The sequence below is a fragment of the Roseicyclus sp. genome (assembly GCF_052168335.1).
Lineage (GTDB): Bacteria > Pseudomonadota > Alphaproteobacteria > Rhodobacterales > Rhodobacteraceae > Roseibacterium.
Genome location: NZ_JBQLZP010000610.1, coordinates 1 through 5,097 on the forward strand (window position 1 = coordinate 1; position 5,097 = coordinate 5,097).

Genomic DNA, 5,097 nt, shown 5'->3' on the forward strand with positions numbered 1-5,097 from the left:
GCGTTGACGAGGGCGAGCGTCGCTTCGCCCTCGGCGCGCGGCTGCGGGCCGAGGAGAAGGCCGTCATGGGTGCGCGGCCCCGGCTGCACCAGGTGCTGGGCGGTGGCGGGGCCGAAGGGGTTCTGGCCCGCCTGTGTCATCAGGTGGGGGATGTCGCAGAACTGCGCCGTCTCGGTGATGCGGCCGCCCTCGACGCGGTGGAACTCGGCATAGCGCAGCATCGCGAGCTTGCCCGTCGGCCGGATGCCGAGCCAGGGCGCGTCGAAGAGGCCCATGAGGTGCCCCATCGAGACGACCCAGGTGCTGGCGAACCCGTCGATCTGGTTGAGGCCGGCGAAGAAGATGTCCTCCCGCCGCTGGAGCGAGGTCAACGCGGTCCTGAGCGGCGTCCAGAAGGCGGCGGCGACGGCCTCGGCGCCCGACCGCTCGTAGACCGGGCACATGCCGCGCCAGGTCCAGCCGGGGGCCGTGTGCTGCGCCAGCGCCTCGGCCATGCCCTCGGGCGGGGCGGCGGCGATGGCGGCGTGATGGGCGCGCACCAGCGCCTTTTCCGCCTGGAAGTCGGTCATGTCGGGTTCCATGGGACGCGGTTCAGCCCTTCACCGCCCCGGCGGTCAAGCCCGAAACGATCTGGCGCTGGAAGAAGAGGATCAGCACGAAGAGCGGTGCCGTGGCCGAGACGACGGCGGCGACGGCGAACATGATGTTCCCCTCCTCCTGCACCGAGCCGAGGAAGCTCGCGATGCGCGGCACCATCGTCTGGTTCTCGGAGGACAGGAGCATCGCGGTCACCGCGAAGTCGTTGTAGGCGAGCAGGAAGCTGAACAGTCCCGTGGTGATCACGCCGGGCCACATCACCGGCATGATGACGTGCCGGAACGCCTGGAAGCGGGTGCAGCCGTCGACCATCGCGCTCTCGTCCAGGTCCTTGGGGATGTTCAGGAAGAAGGAGTGCAGCATCCACAGCGTGAAGGGCTGGTTGATCGCCACGAGCACGATGATCGCGGTCGGCAGGTGGCCCCAGAGGTTCCACTGGAAGAAGGGCAGCAGGTAGCCCGAGACCAGCGTGATGTGCGGCATCGCCCGGAACACCAGCGCGATCATCAGGAGCCAGAAGGCGTAGCGGAAGCCCGAGCGCGCCAGCGCGTAGCCCCCGAGCGTGCCGAGCGTGAGCGAGATCACCACCGTGCAGACGACGACGATCGCGGTGTTGAGGACCGCGCGCCAGAACTCCGCCTCGATCCAGGCGCCGGAATAGCCCTGTCCGGTGAAACGCCCGCCCGTCTCGGCCAGCGTGAAGGGCCCCCGGATCGCGTTCATCCAGTCGGCGCGCGAGAAGAAGTCGCCCTGCACCTTGAACGAGCCCCAGAGCGTCCAGAGGAAGGGGAAGGCCGCGAGGATCAGCCAGACGACCACGAAGACCGTCGAGAGGATCGCCAGCGCCGGGGACTTCCTTTGCGCGATGCTCGACATGGGCTCAGACCCTCTTGCGGTTGAAGTCGCGCCAGGTGCGCACGAGCACGGGCGCGAGCAGGATCGCCACGCCGATGATCGTCAGCACCGAGGTCGCGGCGGCCGAGCCGAAGCGCTGCGTGTCGCCCCTGAGGTCGGAATAGATGATGTAGGAAAGCGACGTGGCGCTCGCCTGCGCCTGGAAGCCGACGATGGGCTCGAAGACGCGGAAGTTGTCCATGAGCTGCATCAGCGTCACGAAGACGGCGAGCGGCATCAGGTGCGGGACGATGACGTAGCGCACGCGCTCCCAGCGGCTGGCGCCGTCGATCATGGCGGCCTCCAGCGTCTCGCCCGGCACGGTCTGGAGGCCCGCATAGAAGACGATGAAGGCGAAAGGTGCCGAACTCCACACGCCGTAGACGAAGAGCACGATCCAGGTCAGCGTGGGCGAGGCGCGCAAGCTGAGATCCGGATCGTCGAAGAGGATCTGAAGCGACGCGCCCAGCACGCCCTCGGCGTTGATCATCCACGCCAGCACCAGCGAGCCGATGAGCGGCGTCACGATCATCGGCAGGAGCGAGAAGAAGATCGTCGGCCCCCGCAGGAGCTTCGGCAGCCCGTTGACGGCGAGCGCGATGGCGAGCCCGAGGATCAGGACAAGCGGCGTCACGATGAAGGTGAAGGCGAGCGTGAAGGCGAGCGCGCGGTAGAAGGGCAGGTTCATGACCTGCCGCCAGAAGGCGCCGAAGGTCTCCGACGAGGCCCAGGCCTGCGCGATCTCCTGCGTGGCGAGGTGCCCGCGCCCGAAATAGGTGCCGAGCCCGTTGAACCGCCCGAGCGGCTGCGCCTCGCGCAGCGCGGCCGTCGCCTCGAGGTCCACCCGCGTCTCCTCGGTGCAGCCGAACGGGCCGCAATTCTCCACCGTCACCAGGATCTGCTCGTGCTCGATGTGCAGCGACTGCACCACGACCGAGACGATGGGCAGCGCGATGAAGAGGATCATCGCCGTCAGCGACGGCAGGATGAACCAGATGAAGGTGCGGTGGGGCATGGCGCGGGTCCCGGTGCGGGCGGGCGGTCGGGGCGGCGGGGGAGAGGGCCGCCGCCCCGTGCCGTGCCGTTACTGCAGGAAGCCCTGCTCGCGGGCGGCCGCGATGTAGGCGGCCTCGACATCGGCCAGCGCCTGCTCGGCGCTCTCCTGGCCCTGCAGGAACTGCGCCAGCTCGTTGCCGAGCGCGGTGTGCATCAGGCCGATATAGGGCAGCATCGGGTAGGGCAGGGTGCCCGCCTGCGCGGTCGCGGCGACGCCCGCGGCCGGGGCGCCCGGCGTGTAGCCCGGCATGAGCCAGACGGCGGCGTCGTTGTTGGCCGTGATGACCTCGGGCCGGAGGCCGTGCATCAGCGCCCGGAAGGTCGCCGCCGCGTCCTCGTCCGAGATGTTCGCCGCGATGGTGAAGCCGTCCCACCAGAGCGTCGAGGCCGGCGTGTCGCCGCCGCCGACCGTCGGCGCCGCGACGAGGACGGTGTTCTCCACGATCTCGGGCGCGGCACCCTCGCCGTCGAGGATGGCGCCCCCGCGCGAGCCCCACATGTAGCCGACCGCGATCTCGCCCGATTCCCACAGCGCCTGGGTGGCGTTCGAGTCGAAGGTCAGGAAGTCGGGATTGGCGTATTCGTTCAGCGCCGCCAGCATCTCGAGCGTGGCCACGCCGGTCTCGTTGTTGATCGCGGGCTCCGCAGTGCCGGGCGCGAAGAACTGCCCGCCCATGCCGAGATACATGTTCACGAACTCCTCGCCGAGGTTCCAGCCGGACCCGGTGTTCATGGCGAAGGGGTTCTCCATGATGCCCGCCTCGCGGATCGCGGCGAGGACGTCGAGCACCTCCTCGTAGGTCGTGGGCGTCTCGGCCCCGATCTGCTCGAGGATGTCGGCCCGCACGAAGAGGTGCTGGGCGTTGGCCATGAAGGCGACCGCCATGACCTGCCCGTCGATGGTGATGCGGTTGGTCATCGGCAGATCGGGCGCGTACTCGGCGATCAGGTCGTCGAGCGGGCGGATGAGGCCCGCGTTCAGGAGCGGCACGATCGACGAGTTGGCGACGACGGCGGCGGTGTATTCCGCCGGGTTCGCCGTCAGCGCGGCCACCTGGAGGTCGCGGTGCTCGGTCGTCTGGTTGGCGGTGACCTCGACGGTCGCCGAGGCGCATTCGGCGGCGCCCGCCGCCATCGCCTGGAGCGCCGGGAAATCGTTGGAGAGGATCGACACGCGCCCGGCCTCGATCCCGCAATCGGCGAAGGCCGGTGCGGCGAGGGCGAGCGCGACCGCGGTCGCCGCGGTGAGTTTCGTGAAGTGCATGTCCGTGGTCTCCCTGGCTGGCGTGCGGCTCAAGGCCCGGCGCGCCTCGTTGTCCTTGCGGTGTCGTCTTCCAGTCGCCGGCGCGGCGGTGTCGCGATGCCGCTCCGGTCATGCGACCCAGGCGCGGGGCGAATCGCGCACTAGATTGCATACGTGTGCAATCCTGACGCCGCGGAAGGGCATCTGGCAAGGATTTTCTCTAAACGGGGCTGCGCAATCCGTCATTGAAAATAAGGCTTGCGCGGTCTCGGGATTCGGCCCTAGCGTATCTGCAAACGTATGCAGAAAATCCCCGGGGAGGGGGACGAAGCCATGGCCGAAATCCAGCTTCGGAACCTGTGCAAGCGGTGGGGCAGCTTCGTCGGGGTGCAGAACTTCGACCTGACCATTCCCGACCGGCAGTTCCTCGTCCTGCTCGGCCCCTCGGGCTGCGGCAAGACCACGACGATGCGGATGATCGCCGGGCTCGAGGACGCGACCGAGGGCGACATCCTGATCGACGGCAAGCGGGTGAACGACCTAGACCCCAAGGACCGCGACGTGGCGATGGTGTTCCAGTCCTACGCGCTCTATCCCAATCTCGACGTCTACGAGAACATCCGCTTTCCGCTGAAGGTGCGCAGGATCGACCCCGCCACCCACAGGGAGCGGGTGATGCGCGCGGCCGAGATGGTGGAGCTGACCGACTTCCTCCACCGCCGCCCGGCCGAGCTGTCGGGCGGGCAGAGGCAGCGCGTGGCACTCGCCCGCGCCATCGTGCGCCAACCGAACGTGTTCCTGATGGACGAGCCGCTGTCGAACCTCGACGCCAAGCTGCGCGTGTCGACGCGGGCGCAGATCAAGAACCTCTCCCACGAGCTCCAGGTCACGACGATCTACGTGACCCACGACCAGATCGAGGCGATGACGCTGGCCGACCGCGTCGTGGTGATGAACAAGGGCGTCGTGCAGCAGGTCGGCACGCCGACCGAGATCTACGACACCCCCGCAAACACTTTCGTCGCGGGCTTCATCGGCAACCCGGCCATGAACCTGCTCGAGGGCGAGATGCGGGGCGGCGTCTTCCGGGGCGACCACGTCACGATCCCGGGCTTCGACAAGCCCGACGGCAAGGTGGTGCTCGGCTTCCGCGCCGAGGACGCGACGCCCGGGGACGGCGATCACCACGAGATCTCGGCGCCGATCTACACGCTCGAGCTTCTGGGCGACGCGACGATGGTGACGGTGCGCTCGGGCCGGGCGCTGGTGTCGGTCAAGGCGCCCAAGGACTTCCGCGCCGAGATCGG

5 protein-coding genes are annotated in these 5,097 nt (G+C 68.6%); 1 reads left to right on the plus strand and 4 read right to left on the minus strand.

What is annotated here, in order from left to right:
* The 4 genes from ACTS11_RS18745 to ACTS11_RS18760 all read right to left on the minus strand — a co-directional run.
* On the minus strand, window positions 1-569 hold a 569-nt coding region (locus tag ACTS11_RS18745; RefSeq protein WP_442641807.1), incomplete at its 3' end, for an ester cyclase.
* A gap of 22 nt (window positions 570-591) precedes the next feature.
* A complete protein-coding gene (locus ACTS11_RS18750) occupies window positions 592-1,473 on the minus strand; it encodes a carbohydrate ABC transporter permease (RefSeq protein WP_442641808.1) in 882 nt (293 codons plus the stop codon).
* A gap of 4 nt (window positions 1,474-1,477) precedes the next feature.
* On the minus strand, window positions 1,478-2,506 hold the full coding sequence (locus tag ACTS11_RS18755; RefSeq protein WP_442641809.1) for a carbohydrate ABC transporter permease: 1,029 nt from the start codon (window positions 2,504-2,506) through the stop codon (window positions 1,478-1,480).
* 69 nt (window positions 2,507-2,575) lie between these two features.
* Window positions 2,576-3,811: an ABC transporter substrate-binding protein gene (locus ACTS11_RS18760; protein WP_442641810.1), complete on the minus strand. Its 1,236-nt coding sequence runs from the start codon at window positions 3,809-3,811 to the stop codon at window positions 2,576-2,578.
* Window positions 3,812-4,123: 312 nt separating this feature from the next.
* Between ACTS11_RS18760 and ACTS11_RS18765 the strand changes: the two genes are divergently transcribed.
* The coding region (locus ACTS11_RS18765) for an ABC transporter ATP-binding protein (RefSeq protein ID WP_442641811.1) at window positions 4,124-5,097 on the plus strand (974 nt) is incomplete at its 3' end.

What these genes read in the sequence shown, in the direction of transcription:
- ACTS11_RS18750 (WP_442641808.1), bottom strand. Translation starts at nt 1,473, where the DNA reads ATGTCGAGCATCGCGCAAAGGAAGTCCCCGGCGCTGGCGATCCTCTCG.
- ACTS11_RS18755 (WP_442641809.1), bottom strand. Translation starts at nt 2,506, where the DNA reads ATGCCCCACCGCACCTTCATCTGGTTCATCCTGCCGTCGCTGACGGCG.
- ACTS11_RS18760 (WP_442641810.1), bottom strand. Translation starts at nt 3,811, where the DNA reads ATGCACTTCACGAAACTCACCGCGGCGACCGCGGTCGCGCTCGCCCTC.